Source organism: Sphingopyxis sp. (assembly GCF_016704835.1).
Classification (GTDB): domain Bacteria; phylum Pseudomonadota; class Alphaproteobacteria; order Sphingomonadales; family Sphingomonadaceae; genus Sphingopyxis.
On sequence record NZ_JADIZJ010000001.1, the window covers coordinates 1427287 to 1448022 of the forward strand.

Below are 20736 nucleotides of genomic sequence, written 5' to 3' on the forward strand. Positions count from 1 at the left end.
TTTGGCGTTGCCGTGCGGCTTAGCTGAAGTTCACCATCGCATAGAGCATCGGGATCGACAGCAGGGTGTTGGTGCGCGAAAAGATCATCGCGGTCTTGGCGGCCTTGGCCTTGGTCGCGTCGTCGGCCTCGACGATGCCCAGCGCCTTTTTCTGGTTCGGCCAGATCACGAACCACACGTTGAACGCCATGATCAGGCCAAGCCACATGCCGACACCGATCAGCTTGTAGGGATCCTGCAGGCCCAGCGCCGGAGCCAGATATTTGGCGTGGCCGGCGATCGCGACACCCAACAACACCGTGATCAACGCTGCCCAGCGGAACCAGAACAGCGCGGCGGGTGCGATATGCTTGCCGACCGCGGGTTTCAGTTCGGCCGGGATTTTCGGCATCGTCGGAATCTGGACGAAATTGAAATAATAAAGCAGGCCGATCCACAGCACGCCAAAGAAGGTGTGCAGCCAGCGCATGACCGCATTGGCGGCGGAGACCCCGTCCTCGAAATTCTGGCCGTTCAGCACCAGCATCAGGATGATCGCGAGCACCAACCCGGCGCCGAGCACCGCGTGCAAATTGCCGAAAAATTTGTCCATATTCATTCCCCCTCATTATCCGGCAGAGCCGCGACCCTGAACCGATGGCGCCAGCTATGCCAGCCTCGGGAGCAGGACTCAACTTTTGTTGATGCCAGCCTGGTCGTGCGCCTCGTCGGGAACGGCAAGCCCGTTCTTCAGCATCACCGGCACCTGCGTCAGCGTGAACAGGAACGACAGCGCGGTGATCCCCCACACTTTGATGGTGAGCCACAGGTCAAAGCTCATCTGCTTGGCCTGGATCAGCTCGTACATCACATGATTGGCGACACCGAGCGCGGCAAAGAACAGCCCCCAATTGCGCGACAGGAGCAGCCAGCCGCGATCGGTGAGACCCTCCAGCGCTGATTGCAGCAGATATTTGAGCATCGGCTTCCTGAACCACCAGCCACCCAGCAACAGCAGAGCAAATGCAGTGTAGATGATCGTCGGCTTCATCACGATAAAGCGTTCGTCGTGGAACCAGATTGTCAGCGCGCCAAAACCGATGACGAGGATGCTCGACATCCACAACATCGGCGAAATCTTGCCCAGCTTCCACTTTGACACCGCCATCGCGATGATGATCGCGACCATGAAGGCCACGGTGCCCTTGATCGCGGCGGCGGTCGCGGCAAATGCGCCTTCGCCGCCCGACGAGAATTTATAGGCGAGGAAAAAGACGAGCAGCGGCCCGAAATCGATCACGAAATTCAGCCAGCCATGTTTGGCCGGCGGCGCGGCAGGAATAGCTTCGGGGCCGGTCGGCGGCACGTCGATGGGGGAGGCGGTCATCTTATATTTCCTGCGATAATGGCAGCGATTTCATCGGCGTCGAAGGGGCGCAGATCCTCGATCGTCTCGCCGATGCCGATGGCGTGGATGGGAAGTCCGTGGCGTTCGGCAGCGGCGACGAGCACACCGCCGCGCGCGGTGCCGTCCAGCTTGGTCATCACCAGCCCGGTGACCCCCGCAACCTCACGGAACACGTCGATCTGCGCCAGCGCATTTTGCCCCGTCGTCGCGTCAAGCACCAGCACGACATCGTGCGGCGCCGCGGGGTTGAGGCGGCCGAGCACGCGCTTGATCTTGGCGAGCTCATCCATCAGCTCGCGCTTGTTCTGCAGCCGCCCGGCGGTGTCGACGATCAGCACGTCGATGCCCGTTGCAGTCGCCTGTTTGACGGCGTCGAACACAATGCCGGCGCTATCGCCGCCCTCGGGACCGGACATGATCGGAATGCCCAGCCGTTCGGCCCAGACCTTGAGCTGACCGATCGCCGCAGCGCGAAACGTGTCGCCCGCGACCAGCATCACGCCATAATCCTGTTCCTGGAACAGATGCGCCAGCTTGGCGATGGTGGTGGTCTTGCCCGACCCGTTCACCCCGATCACGAGGATAACCTGCGGGCGCGGGAAGGCGTCGATGTCGAGCGGCTCGGCGACCGGGCGTAGCACCGCGGCGATTTCCTCGGCGACGATCTTGCGCAGTTCGTCGACTCCGCCGGCCACGGCATCGCGCCGCGCCGCCAGCCTCTCGCGGATGCGGCCCGCCATCGCGGGGCCAAGGTCGGCGGTGATCAACGCCTCTTCGATACGGTCGAGATCATCCTCGTCCAGCCGCGCCTTGCCGGTCAGCCCGGAGAGATTTTCCCCCAGCCGCTCCGATGTGCGCTTGAAACCGCCGAGCAGCCGTTCGCTCCAGCTCTGCCCGCTCATGCCGCCTGCTCCGTGGCGACCAGCCGGTCATCAATGCGCGCCGCGATTCGGACAGGGATGATCGTACCAGCGGCAGCAGGCGCGCAAAGGGACAGCGCCGCAAAATTCTCGGCACGGCCGCTCAGCCCGTCGCGCTCGACCAGCATCGTCGCGGTGTGGCCGGCCTGGGCATCGAGCCACGCGTGCCGCCGCCGCATATTGGCGTCCCGCAGAATGGCGGCACGGTCGCGGGCGATTGCGCGCCCGACCTGCGGCATGCGCGCGGCAGCGGTTCCTGCGCGCGCGCTATACGGAAAGATATGGCCAAAGACGATGTCGCAATCGTCAATCAGGGCCAGCGAATTGGCGAACATCTCGTCATCCTCGGTCGGAAATCCGGCGATCAGGTCAGCGCCGATTGCAATCTCGGGGCGTGCGGCTTTGAGGCGCGCGACGAGCGCCACGGCGTCGGCGCGGCGGTGGCGGCGCTTCATCCGCGTCAGCACCATATCATCGCCCGCCTGCAATGACAGATGGACATGCGGCATGACCCGCGGTTCCTGCGTCAGCAGCGCGAACAGGGCATCGTCGATGCGGTTCGGGTCGAGCGACGACAGACGCAGCCGTTCGATCGGCAGCGCGAGCAGCGCCTCTACCAACGCGGCCAAAGTGGCGTCGCTATCGTCGCCATAACTGGCAAGATCGACCCCGGTCAGGATGATCTCGTGTTGGCCGCGGTCAAGTGCGATCTGTGCGGTTTCCACGACATCCTCGACGGTTGCCGAGCGCGCGGTGCCGCGCGCGATGACCGTCGCGCAAAAGGTGCAGCTGTGCGAGCAGCCGGTCTGGACGCCGAGGAAGGCGCGGGCGTGGTCGGTGCCGGAGAGGGCAGGGGTGTAGGGAAGGGAAGGACGGCCCTCCGACAAGCTTAGGGCAAACTGCGGAGAGGATAAGCCACCTTCCAATTCCGTTCGTGCTGAGCTTGTCGAAGCACGGTTCTTGCCTTTGTAGCTCTCGATCCACCCTTTCGCGTCATTGCGGACCACCCGCGCGCCCATATCGGCAAAGCGGGCAGCCTCCAGCTCTGCCGCACACCCCGTCACGACCACGTCCGCTTCGGGCCGCTCACGCAATGCCCGCCTCACCGCCTGCCGCGTCTGACGCACCGCCTCATCGGTCACCGCGCAGCTGTTGAAGACGATCGTATCGCGTGCGCCCGCTTCGCGCGCCGCAGCGCGAACCGCTTCGCCCTCGGCAATATTCAGCCGGCATCCGAAATTGACGACCTCGGGGCCGTCCGTAATTCCACCGCTCATCCGAACTGCGCCCAGTCGGTCTCGCCCTCATAGACGCGTGTCGCGGCGCCGCTCATCACGATCGGCTCGCCCGCTGCCCAGCGAATGATAAGATCGCCGCCGGGCAAGGCCACGGTGACCGGCGATTGCACCAGCCCCGCCCGGATCGCCGCGACCGCGGTCGCGCACGCGCCGGTGCCGCACGCTTGCGTCAGCCCGACGCCGCGTTCCCAGACGCGCAGCTGCAACTGGTTGTCGCCATCCAGGCTCGCGACATTGACGTTGACGCGTTCGGGAAACAGCGGGTCGGTTTCGATCCGCGGCCCGAGCTCGTCGAGCGCGACGGCGTCGGCCTCGGGCACAAAAAACACGATGTGCGGATTACCGACGTTGACAGCGGCGCCATGCTCCAGCTCGTCCCACGCGACGGGCATGTCGCGGGTGTCCATCGGCATCGCGAGCGGGATCAGCTCCCAGTCGAACGAGGGCTCGCCGAGCACGACTTCGGCGCCGCCGTCGGCTGGAGTGACGCGCAGCATGCCGCCCAGCGTTTCGATCACCGCGGGCTGGCCGATCAATGTCGCGACACAGCGCGTGGCATTGCCGCACGCCTCGACCTCGCCGCCGTCGGCGTTGAAGATCCGCATCCGGACATCGGCCTTGGTCGACGGTTCGAGCAGGATCAGCTGGTCGCAGCCGATGCCATGCCGCCGGTCGGCGATTGCATTCGCGCGCGCGGGTGTCATCTCGACCGCGCCCTCCCGCGCGTCGATGACGACAAAATCATTGCCCAGCCCGTGCATCTTGGTGAAGCGATCCGCCATAGTCCGCGCATGTAAGGGCGCGGGGCGGGGAAGTCTAGCGATGCGCCCCGGTTCCTCGTCGCCCCCGCGAAGGACGTTTCAGAGTCACCGGCTTCTGTACGCGGCGGCCCGTGGCGTACGCAGCGGCAAAGAATAAGGCCTGCATCAGCCCGCGCCTTTGCGGGAATGACGGCTAAATCACGCTGTCTTGCGCAGCGGTTCGGTGCCCGCGGTGTCCGAACCCGTATCGGGGCTCGTCGGCGGCAGCATCGGCGTGCGGAGCAACGAGCGGTCGGCGAGCAGGCGTTCGGTGTCAGCGGCCGATGCGGCGCGGCCGAAATACCAGCCTTGGCCTTTGGCGCAGCCAAGCCGCGTCAGTTCGATCGCGGTCGCCTCGTCCTCGACCCCTTCGGCGGTGATCGGCATCGCCAGGCTTTCACCCAGCCGCACGATCGCGACGACGATCGCCTGCGCGTCGGGGCTGCCGCGCATCGCAGCGACGAAGCTGCGGTCGATCTTGATGCGGTCGAACGGCAGCGCGCGCAGATGCGACAGCGAGGAATAGCCGGTGCCGAAATCGTCCAGGCTCAGCGACACGCCCTGATTCTTGAGGCTGGTGACGATCGAGCGGACCAGCGGCAGATTTTCGAACAGCGAACTTTCGGTGATCTCGACCTCGAGCTGGCTCGCGGGGAAACCGACCTCGACGAGCAGCTTGGTCAGCTTCTGGCTGAACCAGGGGTCCTTCAGCTGTTGCGGCGAAATATTGACCGCGAGGAGGATCGACGGATCCCAGCGTTTGGCGATCTCCATCGCCTGACGGATGACCTGCAACGACAATTCGCCGATCAACCCGCTTTCTTCGGCGACGGGGATGAAGCGCTCGGGTGGGATCATGCCATATTCGGGCGATTCCCAACGCATCAGCATTTCAAAGCCGACCAGGCGGCCGCTGGCGATATCGACCTGCGGTTCGAAATGCGGCACGAATTCACCGCGCGGCATGCCTTCGCGGATGCCGGTTTCGATCTGGTTGCGGACCTGCACCGCCATTTCCATGCCGGGTTCGAACCAGCAGAAGCGGTTCCGTCCTTCGTCCTTGCAATTATACATCGCGATGTCGGCCTGACGGACCATCGTTTCCATCGTCACGCTGGCATCGTCGGCGAGCGAGATGCCAAGCGAGGCGCCGATGCGGATTTGCTGGGCGTCGTGGGTGACCGAATTTTCGAGCGCGGCGACCAGCTCGGCCGCGAGCGCGTCGATCGTTGCGCGGGTTGACGGTTCAAACGCCAGCATGGCGACAAACTCGTCGCCGCCCAGCCGCGCCTTGGTCGCATTCGGGGGCAGGATCGCCGAGATGCGCTCGGCGGCAACCTGCAACACCCGGTCGCCCGCGGCATGGCCATGGATGTCGTTGACGGTCTTGAAATGGTCCAGATCAAGCAGGAACAGTGCGACATGGCGCTTGTCGGCGATCGCACCGGCGATCTGCTGCTGCCCGGTCGCGAGCAGCGAGCGGCGATTGAGGAAGCCGGTCAGCGGATCGGTGTCGGCGAGATAGCGCGCGCGCTGTTCGGCCTCGGTCCGCTCGCGAATTTCGCGGTTGAGGTCTTCGTAGCGGCGCCAGCCGAACAGGATCAGCGCGACATTGAGCACCATCGCGGCGGCAAGCGCGCGGTCAGGGCCGCCGCCGATGCCGATCAGCGTGTTGACCACCGCTTGCAAGACCGTGCTGCCAGTGCCGACAAAAAGCAGGATCGCCGCGACGACGATGCCGCCCGCCACGATGTCGCGTTTGGCGCTTTCGCTGCGGTCGGGTTGTTTCGGCGCTTCGATCATTTGTTCATTCCCCACCATCGGCGGCATAATGCCAGCAAAGCGGTGAAATTTGGGTTAAGTGGCGCCGCGGTGCAGCGACTTGCCTTTGCGGCCACCTTTGTGTATTGGCGCCCCGTTCGGACGCATCTTGCGAACGAGCTATCGATGTCCGCGACGGAAGTTATGTCCACGGATAACCGCTGGTTGGCGAGGTTTCGCTCACCGGCGTGTTTTGCGTTGCGGGCGTTCGAAGAAGGAATTGTGGCCCTATGTTCGACAGTCTGAGCAATCGGCTTGGCGATGTTTTCGGAAAGCTCCGCGGCCGCGGCGCGCTGACCGAGGCCGATGTGCGCGCTGCGATGCGCGAAGTGCGAATCGCCCTGCTCGAGGCCGATGTCGCGCTTCCGGTGGTGCGGAGCTTTGTCGATCAGGTCACTGAACTCGCGATCGGCCAGAATGTCCTGCGCTCGGTCACGCCGGGGCAGCAGGTCGTCAAGATCGTCAGCGACGCGCTGACCGAAATGCTCGGTTCCGAAACCGCCGAACTCGACCTCAATGTCGCGCCCCCGGCGGTCATCATGATGGTCGGCCTGCAGGGCTCGGGCAAGACGACCACGACCGCGAAGATCGCGAAGCGGCTCAAGGAAAAAGAGCGCAAGAAGGTGCTGATGGCGTCGCTCGACGTCAATCGCCCCGCCGCGCAGGAACAGCTCGCTGTCCTCGGCACCCAGATCGACGTCGCGACGCTGCCGATCGTCGCGGGGCAGGGCCCGGTTGAGATCGCGCAGCGCGCGCTGCAGGCGGCAAAGCTGCAGGGCTATGACGTCCTGATGCTCGACACCGCGGGCCGCCTCCACGTCGACCAGCAGCTGATGGACGAGATGCAGGCGGTGTCCCGCGCCTCGACGCCGACCGAAACTTTGCTCGTTGTCGACAGCCTGACCGGTCAGGACGCGGTGCAGGTCGCGCAGCGGTTCAGCGACCAGGTGCCGCTCACGGGCGTCGTGCTTACCCGCATGGACGGCGACGCGCGAGGCGGTGCCGCGCTGTCGATGCGCGCGGTCACCGGAAAGCCGATCAAATTTGCGGGTACCGGCGAAAAGCTCGACGGGCTCGAACTCTTCCAACCCTCGCGTATCGCCGGCCGCATCCTCGGCATGGGCGACGTTGTCAGCCTCGTCGAACGCGCCGCCGAAACAATCCAGGCCGACGAGGCCGAGGCGATGGCGGCGAAGATGGCCAAGGGCCAGTTCGACCTCAACGACCTTCGCACTCAGCTCAACCAGATGCGCCGCATGGGCGGCCTTGGCGCGCTCGCGGGGATGATCCCGGGGATCAAAAAGGCGCAGGCCCAGATGGCTGCAGGCGCCGCCGACGACAAGATGCTCATCCATTTCGACGCGATCATGGGATCGATGACCCCCAAGGAACGCGCCAAGCCCGAAATTCTGACCGCGAAGCGCAAGATCCGTATCGCCAACGGCTCGGGTACGACGGTGCAACAGGTCAACAAGGTGCTGAAGATGCATCAGGAAATGGCCGGCGCGATGAAGAAAATCCGCAAGATGGGCGGGCTCAAGGGCCTCGGCGCGCTGTTCGGCAAAGGCGGCGGCATTCCCGGCATGGGCGGCGGCAGTGGTTTGCCCGGCCTCGGCGGTGGCGGATCGATCCCGCCAGAGCTTGCTAATTTGATGAATAAAAAGAAATAATTCGATCAGACTTTAAACTTTAAACCGAAGGAAAATATCATGGCTACCTCAATTCGTCTCGCTCGCGGCGGCTCGAAAAAGCGTCCCTATTACAAAATCGTTGTCGCCGATTCGCGCAGCCCGCGCGATGGCCGCTTCATCGAACGCATCGGCAGCTACAATCCGCTGCTCGCCAAGGACAATCCCGAGCGCATCAAGCTCGACGGCGAACGCGCCGCGCATTGGCTGAGCGTCGGCGCCCAGCCGAGCGACCGCGTCGCCCGTTTCCTCGACGCCGCTGGCATCAAGGAGCGCGCTGCGCGCAGCAACCCCAACAAGGCAGTCCCGGGCGAAAAGGCCAAGGAACGCGCCGAAGAAAAGGCCCAGAAGCTGGCTGACGCCGAAGAAGCCGCTGCCGCTGCAGCCGCCGCTCCGGCACCCGAACCCGAAGCGGCCGAAGAAGCCGCGCCCGAAGTGGCAGCTGACGAAGCACCTGCTGAAGCTGCTGCTGCCGAAGACGCCGCCGCCCCCGCCGCGGCTGAATCGGATTCGACCGGTTCGGTGAAGAGCGAAGCGACTGCTGAAGCCGTCGCCGAAGCGGTTGCTGACGACACGCCTGCCGATGCGACCGCCGACGACGCGACCGGAATGGCCGAACAGGCTTCCGAAGGCGGCCCCGCCGAAGAAGCTCCGGCGGCTCCCGCTGCCGAGGAAGCTGCTGCCGAAGAAGCGCCCGCTGAAGAAGCCGGCGAAGAAGAGGCCAAGGCCTAAATCTTGGCCAATGCCGACCGCCCCGTCACCCTTGCCGCCATCGCCGGCGCGCATGGGGTACGGGGCGAGGTGCGCCTCAAGCTATTCGGTGAAGGCGCGGATACCCTCCGCGCCTTTTCCGTTTTTGCGGCAGGCGACCGTAATCTCACGCTGAAATCGGTGCGCCCCGCCAACCAGGGCGCGGTCGCCACATTTGCCGAAATCACCGACCGCAGCGGGGCCGAAGCGCTGCGCGGCACCGTCCTCACCGTCCCGCGTTCGGCGCTGCCGCCGCTGGGTGAGGGTGAATATTACCACCACGATCTGCTCGGCCTGCCATGCGTCTCGACCGACGGCAGCGCAGTGGGAGAGGTGGTCGCGATCGACAATTTCGGCGCCGGTGACATCCTTGAAATCGCGAAGCCCGACGGCAAACGCTTCATGGTGCCGATGAACGACAAAGCCGTTCCCGCATGGACCGCTGACGGCGTGACGATCGCGGCGGCATTTATCGAATAGAGCGACCGATATCTTGCCGCCCGTTGCCGTTACCGCGGCGCGCTGATAGCGTCCTCACAGGGTAGAGGAAAATATGATGGGCTGGAAATCGGGTTTGGTTTTGACATGGGTGCTGGCGCTGCCGCTGCCCGCGCTGGCCCAGGATTCGGAGCCGAAAACCCTTGAGCAAATAACCCCCGAAATCGACGCGCTGTTCGCCAGATTTAAGGCTGAAGCGCATGTTCCGGGCATGGTCTATGGCGTCGTCAGGGACAGCGAGCTTGCCTATGTAAAAGGCATCGGGGTCCAGGATCTCAAAGACAAGCGCGCGGTGACCGCCGACAGCCGGTTCCGCATCGCATCGATGACCAAGGCGTTCACCGCGCTGTCGATCCTGAAACTGCGCGACGACGGCAAGCTGCGCCTCGACGATCTGGCCGAACAGCATATCCCTGAAATGAAAGGCTGGGTCTACCCGACCACGGACAGCCCGCGCATCCGTATCCGCGACCTGCTCCACCACGTCGGCGGTCTCGTCACCGATGATCCATGGGGCGACCGGCAACAGATATTGCCGCAAGACGTCTTCACGAAAATGATTGCCGCCGGGGTGCCGTTCAGCCGTGCCCCGCAGAGCCAGCATGAATATTCGAACTTCGGCTACGCGCTGCTCGGCCGGATCGTCGCCAAAGTCTCGGGCATGGCGTACACCGACTACGTCCAGCAGACGATCCTGACCCCGCTCGGCATGACCGGCAGCGGCTTCGACGTGACCCAAACGCCCAAGGCGCGGTACGCGCGCGGCTATCGGTGGGAAAATGACGCCTGGACGCCTGAACCCGAAATGATCGACGGCGCGTTCAACAGCATGGGGGGGTTGCAGGTCAGCGCCAATGACTATGCCAAATGGATCGCCTTCCTGCTGTCGGCCTGGCCGGCGCGTGACGACGCCGACACCGGACCGGTCCGGCGCGCAACCGTGCGCGAAATGGCGCAGGGGCTAAATTTTGTGACCGTCGCGAACCGTATCGGCGCGAGCGGCGCCACCGCCTGCAAACAGGCGGCAGCCTATGCCATGGGTTGGCGCGTCGCGCAGGATTGCGACCTTGGCCTGACGTTGGCGCATGGCGGCGGCTATCCGGGTTATGGCAGCCATGTAATGCTGATGCCCGATCATGGCGTGGGCGTGTTCGCGCTGTCGAACCGCACTTACGCAGGGCCGTCGGCGCCGGCATGGGACAGCGCGGTGGCGATGCACAAGGCGGGGTTGCTGGTCGGCCGCGCAGTGCCGGTGACGCCTGCGGTGGCAGATGCCTTTGCTGCGGCACGGGCCGCCTATGCGGCGGGCAATCTTGCTCCGCTTCAGGGCAAACTGGCGATGAATTTCCTGCTCGACCGGTCTGCAGAGAATTGGGTCGCGGAGCTTGCGAGGCTGAAAGCCGCGGTCGGAGACTGCCCGACTGCCGAGCCGCTGGCACCGTCCGGGGGGATGTCGGCGACCTTCCGCCTGAATTGCACAAAGGGTCGGCTCGACGGCATGCTGTTGCTGGCGCCGACGACGCCGGTGACCGTCCAGTCGCTGCGCTTTCGCGTCGCGGTGCCCTGAAAAAAGGCGTCACGCTGCTTCGATAAACACCACCCGATTGCGTCCGCTTTCCTTGGCGGCGTACAGGTTGATGTCGGCCGATTTCATCGCCGCGCCGAAACTCGTGTCGCGGCCGATATGGACCAGCCCCATACTCGCGGTCACCGGACGTTCGAGCAGCGGCACCATCTGCGCGACATAAGCGCCGATCCGCTGCCGCAGCCGTTCGGCCTCGATCGCGACCGCGGCGGGCGCGCCGCGGAACAGCAGCGCAAACTCCTCGCCGCCGATGCGCGCTGCCAGCGCCGATCCGGATCCAAGCGCGACCCCTGCAGCAAAGATCACCCGGTCGCCGACATCATGGCCATGATGGTCGTTGATTGCCTTGAAATGGTCGAGGTCGACGAGCGCGATCGCGACGGGCGGCTCTTCGTCGAAACTTTCCTCGATCGCGCGGCGGTTGGGCAGGCCGGTCAACGGATCGGTATGCGCGATGATCCGCATCGCCTCGGCCTGCGCGCGCGCCTCCTGTCGCTCGCGGCGCAGGCGCATCAGGCGGTCAAGGATGCCAAAGGCGGTGAGCATGACTTCCAGCCCGAGCGCCGGGAACAGCAGGAACAGGAAGCTCGCAAAGGGCTGCCCCAGCACGATGTCGTGAAACAGGCTGACGCCATACACTCCGCCGATACCGCTCCACGCCGCCGCCTGATAACGCGCGGTGCGGCTGCCGCGCTTCAGCGCGAGCACCACCGCCGTCCCGCACAGCGCGAGCATACCGACCAGCACGACACTGCGCAGCATCATATAGGCCGTCGCGTCGGGCATGACCGTAGCGGGGGTCGTCAACAGGATCAGGGCGGGCGGCCATCCGAGCCAACGATACAGCCGCGGTCCGACCATCCCCGGTTCAAGATAGGACCGAAGGAACACCCCTGACACGACGACGCTCAGGTCGAAGAAAATCGTGATCCAAACTTGGCGGGCAAAACTGTCGGGCGCCAGCCAGGCCCCCATTGCCAGCGGCGACAGCGCAATCGCGAGCGCGAAATAGGACATGGCGCGCACGCTTTGCCAGATCAGGAAACGCTCGCGCAGCAGGCGGTAGAAAACCGCATTATAGGCGAGCGAGAACAGCAATAGGCCCAGGAAGATGCCGGTGAGCACCCCGTCCCAGCTCATGCTGGTCGCATCGGCGAACGAAGATTGCGCGCGCGCCGGTGCGGCGGTGGCCAACAGCCCCGCGCCCAACGCCAAAATTCGCGCACCTCGCACCATGCGACCCCCGTCATGTCCACTGGGGAACGCTAGGCGCCGAACGGCTGATTTTTGGTTAACGGCGCGTTCGGAAAGTGGCGCTGTTTGCGGGTCATAGCAGCGAGCTGGTCGAAGGGCGCCCAGGGGTCGGGGACTCCCTTCGACCAGCTCGCGACTATGTCGTGCCAGCCGCTGCCATTAACCAGTCTTGTGCCGCTTGATTACGCTGCATCGCGCTGGGGTGCCGACGAGCGAATTGGTTCGGCATGGGTGGCGCGCCCGATGATCCGGGCGCCGATGCGCCGGAACGACTTGACCAGCCACACAAGCCCGCGGTGCAGATCCGCGCTGAAACGGGGATGACCCTCGTCCCAAGTCCGCATCCAAATTTCGTCTTTCATCACTCTTCTCCTGCAATCCGATGGGGGCAAAATGCGCCTTTGCCGCGCGCCGCGCCAACAAAAGCTTTGCGACACATCATAAGGTCAGCTTATATATGAGTGATGCCCAAGTTACCGCCGCTTGCCGCGATCCGGACCTTTGAAGCCGCCGGAAGGCTGGAAAACTTCTCGCGCGCCGCCGAGGAGCTGGGACTGACGCAGGCGGCGGTCAGTTATCAGGTGCGCCAATTGGAAGACCGGCTGGGCCGCGCCCTGTTCGTGCGCGAAAAGGGGCGGGTGCGCCTGTCCGAAACCGGACAGCGGCTGCTTCCCGCAATCTCGGGCGCCTTTGGTGCGATGGGCGACGCGTTTGCCGCGCTAGGCAATGACGAGGCCGACGTGCTGACGATCAGTGCGATGACAACCTTTGGCGGCACCTGGCTCAGCGCGCGGATCGGCGGCTTTCAGCTGGCCTATCCCGACCTGGCGGTGCGCATGTTGATGAACAACGATCTGGTCGATTTCAACGCCACCAATGTTGATGTCGCGATCCGCGTTGGCCGCGGCGGATGGCCTGGCCTGCGGGCCGACTTTCTGTACCGCAGCCATGTGACGCCGATCTGCGCGCCCGGTTTTCTGGACGTGAACCACATCGCAGCGCCCGCCGATTTGTTGCGTGTTGACCGGCTGGCCCCCAACGACCCTTGGTGGGCGGGCTGGTTCGCCGCCGCGGGCGTCGCGACCGTGCCGCCGCCGCAGCGCAGCGGCATCGAACTCGACAGCCAGTTGCAGGAGGCGAGCGCGGTGCAGGGCGGCTACGGCATCGCGATGATGACGCCGCTGCTGTGGCGCGCCGAACTCGACGCCGGGCGGCTGGTCCAGCCGTTCGATACGCTCTTCCAGCCCGGCACCGCGCACTATCTCGTCCATCGCGAAAACCGCGTCGGCGTCCGCAAGATCGAACGTTTCCGTGAATGGCTGCGCGCCGAACTCGACAAGGATCGCCACCGGCTTCCCGATGAACTGTGGAAACCGCTGGCTTGACTTGATGCACAGCGTATATACATCATGTATATACGGAGATGAACCATGACGGAGCGAATTGAAGTCAACGAGGACCGGCGCGCGTTCGCCTTGAATCGGGTTTTCCGCTCCGCCCCTTGGTTGAAGACGTCCGACAAAACCCGCCACAAGGTCAAGGTCTTCAAATCGGGCAACTCGCTGGCGGTGCGAATTCCGGCGGGGACAAAATTGATGGCGGGAACCGAAATGGATTTGATTGTCGAACACGGCCAGTTTCTTTCCTATGAGCCTGCCAATCAACCCAAACGCAAATTCAACATCGCGAAGGTGGCGGGTTCGGCCACCGACCTGCATCTGATCGCGCCAGAAGACAGGCTGTTCGAGGATCGGGCTTGGTTGACTGGCAAGGCCGATGGAAATGACGGCGCGTGAAATATCTGCTGGATAGCAATGCCATCATTGGGCTTGTCATGAACCTCGACGCCCGGCTGGTGTCACGGGCGGGCGAGTGCGACGAGGGCGACCTGGTGACGTCCGCGATTGCTTATGCCGAGGTCGCCCATGGTTCTGCGCGCGGCAGGGCGCCTGCCTATGATCAGTTGCAAGCCTTTGTCGAAGAGGTGCCGGTGCTCGATTTCGACTATAAAGCTGCGCTGGCCTATGCGGCGTTGCCGTTCCGGCGCGGCAGCTACGACCGGCTGATCGCGGCGCACGCCCTCTCCCAAGGCATCGCCCTCGTCACCGCAAACGAAGCCGAGTTCACCGACGTGCCTGGCTTGGTGGTCGAGAATTGGACCTTGCCATGACCTTCACCGCCGTCCCCCTGACCCTCTATCCCGACATGTTCCCAGGTCCGCTGGGGCACAGCATGGCGGGCCGCGCGCTCGAAAGCGGAACCTGGACTTGCGCGCCGGTGCAGATCCGCGATTTTGCGACCGACAAGCACCGCACCGTCGACGATACGCCGGCGGGCGGCGGAGCGGGCATGGTGCTCAAGGCCGATGTACTGGCGGCGGCGGTCGATCATGCGTTCGAGGCGCATCCGGGCCTGCCGATCCTCGCCATGACCCCGCGCGGGACGCCGATCATGCAAGCGCGCGTTCGCGCCCTCGCGGCGGGGCCGGGGGCGATCATCCTCTGCGGCCGGTTCGAGGGATTTGACGAGCGCATCTTCGATGCGCGGCCGATCGAGCAGGTGTCGATGGGCGACATCATATTGTCGGGCGGTGAGATGGCGGCGCTGATGCTGCTCGACGCTTGCATTCGGCTGCTTCCCGGCGTAATGGGCGCGGCTTCTAGCGGGGACGATGAGTCGTTTGAAAACGGCTTGCTCGAATATCCGCACTATACCCGACCTGTTCAATGGGAAGGGCGCACGATCCCCGAAGTGCTGCGATCGGGGGATCATGCGAAGATCGCAGCCTGGCGGAAACAACAGGCGGAAGATCATACACGGTTAAGCAGGCCGGACCTTTGGGAGCGTCATATCGATGCTCGGGACCGACCTGCCTCTGGCGCGCGGCGAAAAGAAAAGGACTAGGGGCATGAACCTCATCCAGACGATCGAAGCCGAAGAAATTGCCAAAGCGGCAAAGACAATTCCGACCTTCCGCCCCGGCGACACGCTGAAAGTCGGCGTGAAGGTGGTCGAAGGCGAACGCACCCGCGTCCAGAATTTCGAAGGCGTGTGCATCGCGCGCTCGAACAAGGGCATGGGCTCCAACTTCACCGTCCGCAAAATGTCGTTCGGCGAAGGTGTCGAGCGCGTGTTCCCGCTGTACTCGCCCAACCTCGACAGCATTACCGTCATTCGCAAGGGTGCCGTGCGTCGTGCGAAGCTTTACTATCTTCGCGGCCGCACTGGTAAATCGGCGCGTATTGCGGAGCGCCGCGACTACCGGCCGGAAGCCAGCGAGGGCTAAGGGAGGCTTTCCCAACCCCAAGCGAAAACAGCTTTCCAAAACGACCGGTTCCGCCAAAGCGCAGAACCGGTCGTTTTTCGTTTCAGCACATCAGTTTCAGAACGGGATTTCATCATGGGTTATCGGATCGTTGTCGCCGGTGCGACGGGCAATGTCGGGCGCGAAGTGCTTGCCATCCTGACCGAGCGCGAATTCCCGATCGACGAATTGGCGCTCGTCGCCTCGTCGCGCAGCCAGGGGCTCGACGTCGAGATCGGTGATACCGGCCGCACGCTCAAATGTCAGAATATCGAAAATTTCGACTGGACTGGCTGGGACATGGCGATTTTTGCGATCGGCAGCGAAGCGACCAGGATCCACGCGCCAAAGGCCGCGGCTGCGGGCTGCGTCGTGATCGACAATTCGTCGCTCTATCGCATGGACCCCGACGTGCCGCTGATCGTGCCTGAGGTGAACCCCGACGCGATTGACGGCTATACCAAGCGTAACATAATCGCGAACCCGAACTGCTCAACCGCGCAGATGGTCGTTGCGCTGAAGCCGCTTCACGATGCCGCCAAGATCACGCGTGTCGTCGTCTCGACCTATCAGTCGGTGTCGGGCGCCGGCAAGGCGGGCATGGACGAACTGTGGAACCAGACGCGCCAGATCTTTGTCGGCGACGAAAAGGACATCCAGAAATTCACCAAGCAGATCGCCTTCAACGTCATCCCGCACATCGACAGCTTCCTCGACGACGGATCGACCAAGGAAGAGTGGAAGATGGTCGTCGAAACCAAGAAGATCCTCGATCCGAAGATCAAGGTCACCGCGACCTGCGTCCGTGTGCCGGTGTTCGTCGGTCATTCGGAAGCGATCAACATCGAGATGGAGCGCGAACTGTCTGCCGAAGATGCCCAGCGCATCCTGCGCGAAGCCCCCGGCGTCGTCCTCCACGACAAGCGCGAAGACGGCGGTTATATCACCCCGGTCGAATGCGTCGGTGACTTTGCGACCTTCGTCAGCCGTGTGCGCGAGGATCCGACGGTCGAAAACGGCCTGAACCTGTGGTGCGTTTCGGACAACCTCCGCAAGGGCGCGGCGCTCAACGCGGTGCAGATCGCCGAACTGCTGGGACGGCGGCATTTGAAGAAGGGCTGATTATGGCGCGGCGGACCGGCACAATCGCAGTAACGCTGGCTCTGGTCGCGTTCAGCATTCCGTCCGCCGCGGCCGATCCGCCGCGCTCACCATCTTACGGCGATTTCGCGGTCGTGCCTGACGAAATCCTCGGCGCATGGGAAATGGTCGGCGAAAAATGCGACGAAAGCGAAACGCGCGGCACGAAGCAGGTCGATGCGCTCACCCGTTTCGAGCGGGATTTAAGATATGAACACACGGTCGAAGGCTGGATTTTGCGCGGACGCTATCGCGTCGAGCAGATGCGCAATGGGCCGCTGCGGAACCCGCTCGCCGAGACGCTGTATGCATTCGATCTCGTCGACGGCCATCTTGAAAACTGGGGCGAGGGCGAAGCCGTCTTCCTGTGCGGCCGGATTTTCGAGCGGGCGAATAAATGAGCCGCGATCCGACGCGCTTCACCCATGCGCTCTGCCGCGCCCCGGCGCCCTCCGCCATTCACGGCATCCGCGCCGATCACGGACCCGACCCCGACTTCACCGGTCTCGTCGCCGAACATGACGCCTATGTCGGGGCGCTCCGCGAACTCGGCCTTGCCGTTGAAGTCCTGCCGCCGCTCGACGACTTCCCCGACGCGCTGTTTACCGAAGATGTCGCGCTGACCTTTCCCAACGGCGCGATCCTGCTGCGTCCCGGCGCGCCGAGCCGCGCAGGCGAAGTCAGGCATATCCGGGCATCGCTCATCGTGCATCACAAGCGTCTTCTTGAAATGACCGGCCCCGGATATGCTGATGGCGGCGACATCCTGCGCCTCGCCGATCGTGTGATCATCGGCCTTTCCGCGCGCACCGACCGCACCGGCGCCGAGGAACTCGCCGGCCTGCTCGGCAAGCTCGGTTATCGTGCCGAGATTGCGGACACACCGCCCGGCGTGCTCCATTTCAAGACGGGCTGCGGTCTGATCGACGAACGCACGATCCTCGCCGTCCCGGCGCTTGCCGACTGCCCGCAGTTTACGGGGCTGGAGGTCGTGCAGACCCCGTCCGGTGAAGACGCCGCCGCCAATGTGCTGCGCATCGAGGGAACCGTCCTCGTCGGCGATCGCTGGTCCGCGACGCACGCAATGCTCGCCGCGCGCGGCATCGCAATCCGTCCCCTGCCGACCGACCAGATCGCCCATATCGATGCGGGGCTCAGCTGCATGTCGCTGCGCTGGTGAGCGCAGCCACCCCGCCCGCACAGCGCCGCCTGCTCGGCGCGCTCCTTGTGCTGCTCCTGCTCGCGCAGATCGATCAGCCCTATCCCGAAGCTGCGCTGCTCCAGCATTTCCCGACGATGGTGCTGCTCGTCGCTGCGCCCGCGCTGCTCCGCCGCTGGCCGCTCTCGACCGCGTCGGTCGCGTGCATTGCGGCGTTCATGGCGCTCCACACGCTTGGCGGCCGTTATGCTTACAGCAATGTCCCCTATGACGACTGGGGGAGCGCGCTGACCGGCACCGGCCTGTCCGACGCGTTCGGCTGGACGCGCAATCACTATGATCGGCTCGTCCATTTCGCGTTCGGCGCGCTGTCGGTGATCCCGGGCGCCGAAATCGCGCGGCGCTGGGGCGGGCTTGGCAAGCGCGGTGCGGCATTAACCGTGCTGGGTTGGGTGTTGACCATCTCCAGCCTCTATGAAATCTTCGAATGGCTGCTGACCATCGTTGCCGCGGGCGAAACCGCCGACCGCTATAATGGCCAGCAGGGCGACATTTGGGACGCGCAAAAGGATATGGCGCTGGCGGCGCTTGGTGCGATATTGGTGCTGCTGGTCCAGCGAAGGAGATAGGCGATGCGTAACATGATGGCCCTCGCGATGGTGGCATTGCTCGCCGCATGCAAACCGGCGGCCGAAAAGGCGCCCGCCCCGGCCGAAGTCAGTGCGCCGCCGGTTCCTGACACCAAAGCCGACGGACCCGCAGCCGGGACCACCGTGATCAGCCTCGATGGCGAGGGGCTGCGCTTTATCGACAAGAGCAGCGGCAAGGCCAGCCTGCTCGCCTTCGGCGTCCCGCGCGCGCAGGCCGAGACCGCGCTGGCGAATGTCGCGGGCCAGGCCGATGACCGCAGCACGAACGACGAGTGCGGCGCCGGTCCGATGCAATTCACCCGCTATGACGCGATGACGCTGAATTTTCAGGACGACAAGTTCGTCGGCTGGTTCCTCGGCAACGAGCCCGGTGCCGCCGCCTTTTCGACGACCAGCGGCATCGCTATCGGCTCGACCCGCGCCAGGGCGGCGGAATCGGTGTCGATCATCGACGTCGAGGACAGCACGCTGGGCGAGGAATTCACCATCGGTTCCGGCGAAAATGTCGTCGGCGGGATGTTCGCCGCGCCAGGCGATGCGGCGAAGATCGACGCGCTGTTCGCGGGGGTGAACTGCTTCTTTCGTTGAGCAAGCGATGCGCACCGCGATATTTTCATCGTCCCCCCAAACTCGAGCCGGGGTCCATGACTTCGACGCTGCAGCGATCCCGGATCAAGTCCCGGGATGACCGATAAGGGACAGGCCGCTTCTGCCCCACAGCAGCCAACAAACCTAATGCCCCATATCCGCCGCCGACGCGACAGGCCCGCCCGGCTTCGGTGGACGTAGCAACAGCACGAGCGGCACCGATGCCAGCGTTACCCACATCATGGCCCAAAAATCGTCGATATAGGCGACCATCGCCGCCTGCCGGTTGATCTCGGCATTGACCATCGCCATCGCCGTATCGCCCGCGATACCGAAACGGTCGGCGGTCGACGGGTCGAGCAGGCTGACCGAGCTGTTGGTGACATGCGCTGCCAGATCCGCGTGGCTCGTCTGGATATTCGACCCCAGCAAGGTGGTAACGATCGAAATGCCGATCGACGCGCCCAGGCTACGGAACAGGTTGAGCAGGCTCGATCCGTCGGTGCGATGTTGCGGCGCGATCGTCGCGAACGCCATCGTGTTGAGTGGGATGAAGATCAGCCCCATGCCCAGCCCCTGGATCAGCCCGCTGACGATGACTGGCTGCATCCCCATCATCAGCGACCAGTGACTCATCTGCCAAAGCGAAAAGGCGGCGACGACCAGCCCGGTGCCGACGAGCCAGCGCGGGTCGATCTTGCCCAGCAATTGTCCCGCGACCCACATGCTGATCAAGATACCGATCCCGCGCACCGCCAGCGCCAGCCCGGTGTCGATCACCGGCCACCCGAACAGATTTTGCAGCATCGGCGGCAAAAGTGCCATCGACGCGAACATCACTACCCCGACCACGACCATGAACCCCATCGCGGTGACCAGATTGCGGTCGGCCAGCATCGCGCGGCTGAACAGCGGCGCGCGCGCGGTAAACATATGCACCACGAACATCCACAAGCACGCGACCGCGACGCCGCATTCGATCCAGATTTCGATGCTGTCAAACCAGTCGGCATGCGCGCCGCGGTCGAGCATCAATTGCAGTGCGGCGAGCCCGAGCGCGAGCATCGAGAAGCCGAACAGGTCAAAACTGCGGCTCGTTTTTTTGGTCGCGGGCAGCAGCGCCCACATCATTGCCAGCGTCAGCATGCCGAACGGCAGGTTGACGTAGAACACCCAGCGCCAGCTCGCCTGCTCGGTCAGCCAGCCGCCGAGCACGGGCCCCAGGATCGGCCCGATCATGATCCCCATGCCCCAGATCGACATCGCGCGCGCGTGACGCTCGGGCGGGTTGATGTCGAGCATAACCGATTGCGAGAGCGGACCGATAAACGCCGCAAAAACCCCCTGCAAAAAGCGGAATGCGACCATCTGTTCCAGCGACTGCGCCGCCCCGCACGCCATCGACGCTAGGATGAAACCGAAGATCGCGATCAGGAACAGTTCGCGCCGCCCGATGCGGTCGGCCAGCCAGCCGGTGATCGGCATCGCGACCGCGCTCGCCAAAATATAGCTGGTCAGTACCCACGTCACCGTCTCGCTCGTTGCGCCCAGCGCCGATTGCATATGCGGAATCGCGACGTTGGCGATCGTCGTGTCGAGGATCTGCATGATCGACGCACCCATGACGGCGACGGTCAGCAGGCCGCGATGACGCACCCGCGCGTGCAGCGGGATGCTGTCGTCGGCGGGCAGCGCGCTGGCGGTCGGGCGACGGGGGAGGGAGCGGGAGGCCATGGTTATTTAAAGCCCCTCCCCTTCCGGGGAGGGGTTGGAGTGGGGTCCGTCGGGTTGGCGATTGGCCGCTGGCCCCCACCCGCTGCGACTAACGAACAAGTTCGTAAGTCTCGCTGGCCTCTCCTGACGGAGAGGAATGAGGTCGTACAAAGCGGCGCAG

The 20736-nt window shown here is 64.2% G+C and carries 22 protein-coding genes and 1 pseudogene; 14 read left to right on the forward strand and 9 right to left on the reverse strand.

Going from position 1 to position 20736, the window contains the following annotated elements; all coding sequences use genetic code 11:
• Positions 1–19: 19 nt before the first annotated feature.
• The 6 genes from IPF76_RS07100 to IPF76_RS07125 form a co-directional block, all read right to left on the reverse strand.
• Positions 20–592 carry a urate hydroxylase PuuD gene (locus tag IPF76_RS07100; RefSeq protein ID WP_293841463.1) on the reverse strand — a complete coding sequence of 191 codons (573 nt, stop codon included), beginning with the start codon at positions 590–592 and terminating at the stop codon, positions 20–22.
• Positions 593–670: 78 nt separating this feature from the next.
• Positions 671–1366 (reverse strand): inner membrane-spanning protein YciB, encoded by a 696-nt coding sequence (locus tag IPF76_RS07105; RefSeq protein ID WP_293841466.1) that lies wholly within the window; start codon positions 1364–1366, stop codon positions 671–673.
• Positions 1363–2289 (reverse strand): signal recognition particle-docking protein FtsY, encoded by a 927-nt coding sequence (gene ftsY, locus IPF76_RS07110; protein ID WP_293841469.1) that lies wholly within the window; start codon positions 2287–2289, stop codon positions 1363–1365. The genes IPF76_RS07105 and ftsY overlap by 4 nt, the downstream gene beginning before the upstream one ends.
• Positions 2286–3584, reverse strand: coding sequence for a MiaB/RimO family radical SAM methylthiotransferase (locus IPF76_RS07115; RefSeq protein ID WP_293841472.1), 1299 nt, complete (start codon positions 3582–3584; stop codon positions 2286–2288). Before IPF76_RS07115 ends, ftsY begins: the two co-directional genes overlap by 4 nt.
• Positions 3581–4387 (reverse strand): diaminopimelate epimerase, encoded by an 807-nt coding sequence (gene dapF, locus IPF76_RS07120; RefSeq protein WP_293841475.1) that lies wholly within the window; start codon positions 4385–4387, stop codon positions 3581–3583. The genes IPF76_RS07115 and dapF overlap by 4 nt, the downstream gene beginning before the upstream one ends.
• Before the next feature lie 177 nt (positions 4388–4564).
• Positions 4565–6208 carry an EAL domain-containing protein gene (locus tag IPF76_RS07125; protein WP_293841478.1) on the reverse strand — a complete coding sequence of 548 codons (1644 nt, stop codon included), beginning with the start codon at positions 6206–6208 and terminating at the stop codon, positions 4565–4567.
• Positions 6209–6456: 248 nt separating this feature from the next.
• Between IPF76_RS07125 and ffh the strand changes: the two genes are divergently transcribed.
• The 4 genes and pseudogenes from ffh to IPF76_RS07145 all read left to right on the forward strand — a co-directional run bounded on the left by ffh (position 6457) and on the right by IPF76_RS07145 (position 10729).
• On the forward strand, positions 6457–7896 hold the full coding sequence (ffh, locus tag IPF76_RS07130; protein ID WP_293841481.1) for a signal recognition particle protein: 1440 nt from the start codon (positions 6457–6459) through the stop codon (positions 7894–7896).
• A gap of 39 nt (positions 7897–7935) precedes the next feature.
• Positions 7936–8397 (forward strand): annotated as a pseudogene (rpsP, locus tag IPF76_RS07135) (30S ribosomal protein S16); the annotation flags it as partial.
• A 252-nt stretch (positions 8398–8649) separates the two neighbouring features.
• Positions 8650–9144 (forward strand): ribosome maturation factor RimM, encoded by a 495-nt coding sequence (rimM, locus tag IPF76_RS07140; protein ID WP_293841484.1) that lies wholly within the window; start codon positions 8650–8652, stop codon positions 9142–9144.
• A 73-nt stretch (positions 9145–9217) separates the two neighbouring features.
• A complete protein-coding gene (locus tag IPF76_RS07145; RefSeq protein WP_293841487.1) occupies positions 9218–10729 on the forward strand; it encodes a serine hydrolase domain-containing protein in 1512 nt (503 codons plus the stop codon).
• A 9-nt stretch (positions 10730–10738) separates the two neighbouring features.
• Here IPF76_RS07145 and IPF76_RS07150 read toward each other — a convergent pair whose 3' ends face one another.
• On the reverse strand, positions 10739–11941 hold the full coding sequence (locus IPF76_RS07150) for a diguanylate cyclase (RefSeq protein WP_293841490.1): 1203 nt from the start codon (positions 11939–11941) through the stop codon (positions 10739–10741).
• Positions 11942–12183: 242 nt separating this feature from the next.
• The gene (locus IPF76_RS07155; protein WP_293841493.1) at positions 12184–12363 is read right to left on the reverse strand and encodes a hypothetical protein; all 180 of its coding nucleotides are present in this window, start codon (positions 12361–12363) and stop codon (positions 12184–12186) included.
• Between the two features lie 102 nt (positions 12364–12465).
• Here IPF76_RS07155 and IPF76_RS07160 point away from each other — a divergent pair, with 102 nt between their 5' ends.
• The 10 genes from IPF76_RS07160 to IPF76_RS07205 all read left to right on the forward strand — a co-directional run bounded on the left by IPF76_RS07160 (position 12466) and on the right by IPF76_RS07205 (position 18842).
• Positions 12466–13386 (forward strand): LysR substrate-binding domain-containing protein, encoded by a 921-nt coding sequence (locus IPF76_RS07160; protein ID WP_293841496.1) that lies wholly within the window; start codon positions 12466–12468, stop codon positions 13384–13386.
• A 45-nt stretch (positions 13387–13431) separates the two neighbouring features.
• Positions 13432–13797: a hypothetical protein gene (locus IPF76_RS07165; protein ID WP_293841498.1), complete on the forward strand. Its 366-nt coding sequence runs from the start codon at positions 13432–13434 to the stop codon at positions 13795–13797.
• Positions 13794–14171, forward strand: coding sequence for a type II toxin-antitoxin system VapC family toxin (locus IPF76_RS07170; RefSeq protein ID WP_293841502.1), 378 nt, complete (start codon positions 13794–13796; stop codon positions 14169–14171). The genes IPF76_RS07165 and IPF76_RS07170 overlap by 4 nt, the downstream gene beginning before the upstream one ends.
• Positions 14168–14905 carry a tRNA (guanosine(37)-N1)-methyltransferase TrmD gene (trmD, locus tag IPF76_RS07175; protein ID WP_293841505.1) on the forward strand — a complete coding sequence of 246 codons (738 nt, stop codon included), beginning with the start codon at positions 14168–14170 and terminating at the stop codon, positions 14903–14905. The genes IPF76_RS07170 and trmD overlap by 4 nt, the downstream gene beginning before the upstream one ends.
• 4 nt (positions 14906–14909) lie before the next feature.
• Entirely contained in the window at positions 14910–15287 is a 378-nt protein-coding gene (rplS, locus tag IPF76_RS07180) for a 50S ribosomal protein L19 (RefSeq protein ID WP_088442879.1), read from the forward strand.
• A gap of 114 nt (positions 15288–15401) precedes the next feature.
• A complete protein-coding gene (locus tag IPF76_RS07185; protein ID WP_293841509.1) occupies positions 15402–16427 on the forward strand; it encodes an aspartate-semialdehyde dehydrogenase in 1026 nt (341 codons plus the stop codon).
• 2 nt (positions 16428–16429) lie between these two features.
• Positions 16430–16846: a hypothetical protein gene (locus IPF76_RS07190; RefSeq protein WP_293841512.1), complete on the forward strand. Its 417-nt coding sequence runs from the start codon at positions 16430–16432 to the stop codon at positions 16844–16846.
• Positions 16843–17625 carry an arginine deiminase family protein gene (locus tag IPF76_RS07195; protein WP_293841515.1) on the forward strand — a complete coding sequence of 261 codons (783 nt, stop codon included), beginning with the start codon at positions 16843–16845 and terminating at the stop codon, positions 17623–17625. Before IPF76_RS07190 ends, IPF76_RS07195 begins: the two co-directional genes overlap by 4 nt.
• Complete coding sequence (locus IPF76_RS07200; protein ID WP_293841518.1) at positions 17622–18233, forward strand: DUF2238 domain-containing protein; 612 nt, start codon at positions 17622–17624, stop codon at positions 18231–18233. Before IPF76_RS07195 ends, IPF76_RS07200 begins: the two co-directional genes overlap by 4 nt.
• Before the next feature lie 3 nt (positions 18234–18236).
• On the forward strand, positions 18237–18842 hold the full coding sequence (locus tag IPF76_RS07205; RefSeq protein ID WP_293841521.1) for a hypothetical protein: 606 nt from the start codon (positions 18237–18239) through the stop codon (positions 18840–18842).
• A 144-nt stretch (positions 18843–18986) separates the two neighbouring features.
• On the opposite strand, the gene IPF76_RS07210 is transcribed toward IPF76_RS07205, so the two are convergent.
• Positions 18987–20576 (reverse strand): MDR family MFS transporter, encoded by a 1590-nt coding sequence (locus tag IPF76_RS07210; protein ID WP_293841524.1) that lies wholly within the window; start codon positions 20574–20576, stop codon positions 18987–18989.
• Positions 20577–20736 lie beyond the last annotated feature (160 nt).

Coding starts and splice junctions, on each gene's coding strand:
- IPF76_RS07160 (WP_293841496.1), top strand. CDS start 12,466: ATGCCCAAGTTACCGCCGCTTGCCGCGATCCGGACCTTTGAAGCCGCC.
- dapF (WP_293841475.1), bottom strand. CDS start 4,387: ATGGCGGATCGCTTCACCAAGATGCACGGGCTGGGCAATGATTTTGTC.
- IPF76_RS07165 (WP_293841498.1), top strand. CDS start 13,432: ATGACGGAGCGAATTGAAGTCAACGAGGACCGGCGCGCGTTCGCCTTG.
- IPF76_RS07190 (WP_293841512.1), top strand. CDS start 16,430: ATGGCGCGGCGGACCGGCACAATCGCAGTAACGCTGGCTCTGGTCGCG.
- IPF76_RS07125 (WP_293841478.1), bottom strand. CDS start 6,208: ATGATCGAAGCGCCGAAACAACCCGACCGCAGCGAAAGCGCCAAACGC.
- IPF76_RS07195 (WP_293841515.1), top strand. CDS start 16,843: ATGAGCCGCGATCCGACGCGCTTCACCCATGCGCTCTGCCGCGCCCCG.
- IPF76_RS07205 (WP_293841521.1), top strand. CDS start 18,237: ATGCGTAACATGATGGCCCTCGCGATGGTGGCATTGCTCGCCGCATGC.
- IPF76_RS07115 (WP_293841472.1), bottom strand. CDS start 3,584: ATGAGCGGTGGAATTACGGACGGCCCCGAGGTCGTCAATTTCGGATGC.
- IPF76_RS07185 (WP_293841509.1), top strand. CDS start 15,402: ATGGGTTATCGGATCGTTGTCGCCGGTGCGACGGGCAATGTCGGGCGC.
- trmD (WP_293841505.1), top strand. CDS start 14,168: ATGACCTTCACCGCCGTCCCCCTGACCCTCTATCCCGACATGTTCCCA.
- IPF76_RS07210 (WP_293841524.1), bottom strand. CDS start 20,576: ATGGCCTCCCGCTCCCTCCCCCGTCGCCCGACCGCCAGCGCGCTGCCC.
- ffh (WP_293841481.1), top strand. CDS start 6,457: ATGTTCGACAGTCTGAGCAATCGGCTTGGCGATGTTTTCGGAAAGCTC.
- rplS (WP_088442879.1), top strand. CDS start 14,910: ATGAACCTCATCCAGACGATCGAAGCCGAAGAAATTGCCAAAGCGGCA.
- IPF76_RS07105 (WP_293841466.1), bottom strand. CDS start 1,366: ATGACCGCCTCCCCCATCGACGTGCCGCCGACCGGCCCCGAAGCTATT.
- IPF76_RS07145 (WP_293841487.1), top strand. CDS start 9,218: ATGATGGGCTGGAAATCGGGTTTGGTTTTGACATGGGTGCTGGCGCTG.
- IPF76_RS07100 (WP_293841463.1), bottom strand. CDS start 592: ATGGACAAATTTTTCGGCAATTTGCACGCGGTGCTCGGCGCCGGGTTG.
- IPF76_RS07155 (WP_293841493.1), bottom strand. CDS start 12,363: ATGAAAGACGAAATTTGGATGCGGACTTGGGACGAGGGTCATCCCCGT.
- ftsY (WP_293841469.1), bottom strand. CDS start 2,289: ATGAGCGGGCAGAGCTGGAGCGAACGGCTGCTCGGCGGTTTCAAGCGC.